Origin of the sequence: Fructobacillus ficulneus (assembly GCF_001047075.2) — a bacterium.
Taxonomy (GTDB): domain Bacteria; phylum Bacillota; class Bacilli; order Lactobacillales; family Lactobacillaceae; genus Fructobacillus; species Fructobacillus ficulneus.
Genome location: NZ_DF968005.1, coordinates 249,108 through 251,196 on the forward strand (window position 1 = coordinate 249,108; position 2,089 = coordinate 251,196).

Consider the following 2,089-nt stretch of genomic DNA (forward strand, 5'->3'; position numbering starts at 1 on the left):
TCATTGACAGTGACCAGGCTCATGAGTAGGAATTAAAGGAGTCTGGAAATGACTGAAGAAGAAAAGCAACGATTACAGAAGGTAATCGCTCAGGCTGGCGTTGCATCGCGAAGAGCCGCCGAAAAAATCATTTTAGATGGTCGTGTGGCCGTCAATGGTGAAATTGTTAAAGAATTAGGAACGAAGGTTAGCCGCCATGATGAAGTTATGGTGGACGGGGTGCCGATTGATAGTCGCGAAAAGTTGGTTTATTACTTACTCAACAAACCTCGTAGCGTTGTGACCACTAACCATGATAATAAGGACCGTTGGACTGTTATCGATATCTTGGATGATGTTGATGCACGGGTTTATCCAGTTGGTCGATTAGATTACGATACAACCGGTGCTTTAATTTTAACCAATGATGGGGACTTGGCCAATCAATTAATGCACCCTAAGGGGCGTGTTGATAAGGTTTATACGGCTAAGGTTAAGGGGATTGCGACCTTGGAACAATTGGCACCGTTGAAGCGGGGGATTGTTTTGAAGGGGAAAAAGACCGCTCCTGCCCGTGTTGCCATCGAAAAGGTTGACCGCGATAAGAAGGTTTCTTTTGTCACGATTACGATTCATGAAGGTCGGAACCACCAGGTCAAGGACATGCTCTTTGCTGTTGGCTTCCCGGTTGAAAAGCTCCGCCGTGACCGCTATGCCTTTTTGGACTTGGTTGGTTTGCAGCCCGGTGAATACCGTGACTTAAAGCACGACGAAGTAAAGCGGTTGAAGGCAGAAGATTACCGCTATTTGCGACGCAAGTAAATTCAAACTTAAAAACAGAAATTAGAATATTTCTGTTTTTTTTATTGGCAAGATTTTAACTTTATGCTAGAATAACCTTGTTTCAAAAATAATAAATAACTTCGGGGTCGGGTGAAAATCCCAACCGGCGGTGAAGGAACTTCAAGTTCACGAGCCCGCGACCTGCGCAAGCAGCTGATTTGGTTAAAATCCAAAGCCGACCGTAAAGTCGGGTATAAAGAAGTTTAAAGTACAGTGCTTTTTTAGACTGGCCTTTATTTTACCCCGGGTGAAGTAGGGCCTTTTTTAGGTCTAAAGGAGTAGAAGAATGTCACGAAGTACTACCAAAAAGCTCACCCTGGTCGCCGTGTTAAGTGCAATTTCTTTTGTCTTAACCATTTTTCCACAGGTAGCTATCATCCCAAGCGCGTCCTTTTTGAAAATTGATTTTTCAATTGTTCCCGCTTTCCTTGCTTTAGAGTGGTTGGGCCTTGGATCCGCCGTCTGGGTCCTGGTTATCCGAACCGTCTTGAAGCTGATTTTGTTTAATGAAGGGCCCAACACTTATATTGGCTTACCAGTTAATTTAGTCTTGGCTTTGACCTTTGTCATTATTGTTTGGCTAGTCCGCAAGGGCCAAGCAAAGGCCGATAAGGGGCCAACAGCAATTTGGCAGGGACTTGCCGCCGTGCTGAGTACCCTGGCTCTAACGGTAATGGCCTTCTTGGTCAACATCGTTTGGGCTATTCCGCTGTACGCTCGCTTCGCAAACTTTGATATTGCGAAGTTCATCGGAACTAAAGTATACTTATGGACGATGGTTGTTCCATTTAACCTCGTTGAAGGGTTAATTTGGTTTATTGTGTCCGCTCTAATTGTGACAATTCTTTCACCTTTTAAGAAAAGTTTTCATTCTTAAGAAAAGGTTATCATTTTCGAAACCAATTCCGTGTTAAACTAAATTTGTGAAGGAATATATTGGAGGTCTTGAAAATGAATGACCAAGAACAGACACCGCTTTCTCGCCGGCAACGACACAGCCAGCCGGAAGAACAAGCACCAAAAGAAAAAAAGCAATCATTTAAAAGCCACGGCGGACTTGTGGTTCTCTTGATGATAGCCTCGGTTGCACTGTTAGCCTCAGCACCAATTTATGGGTTAGCTAAGAATGCACCAAAATCAGAAAAGACGGCTTCGTCAGCAGCGTCAAGTAGTAAATCGTCAACTAGTGCTTCTTCTGCCACGGCAGAGAGTCAAAGTGATGACGATGATGCTGATACTAGCCAAAGTTCAGCATCAAGCCAAGATA

The 2,089-nt window shown here is 44.0% G+C and carries 2 protein-coding genes, 1 pseudogene and 1 riboswitch; all 3 genes and pseudogenes read left to right on the plus strand.

The genetic code is table 11. The features are described from left to right. The first annotated feature begins 48 nt into the window (after window positions 1-48). Window positions 49-801, plus strand: coding sequence for a pseudouridine synthase (locus tag AOQ29_RS05895; RefSeq protein ID WP_061993571.1), 753 nt, complete (start codon window positions 49-51; stop codon window positions 799-801). Between the two features lie 93 nt (window positions 802-894). Next, a riboswitch (FMN riboswitch) is annotated at window positions 895-1,030 on the plus strand. A 78-nt stretch (window positions 1,031-1,108) separates the two neighbouring features. Continuing rightward, complete coding sequence (locus AOQ29_RS05900; RefSeq protein WP_061993572.1) at window positions 1,109-1,699, plus strand: ECF transporter S component; 591 nt, start codon at window positions 1,109-1,111, stop codon at window positions 1,697-1,699. 74 nt (window positions 1,700-1,773) lie between these two features. Beyond that, window positions 1,774-2,089 (plus strand): annotated as a pseudogene (locus AOQ29_RS07725) (hypothetical protein); the annotation flags it as partial.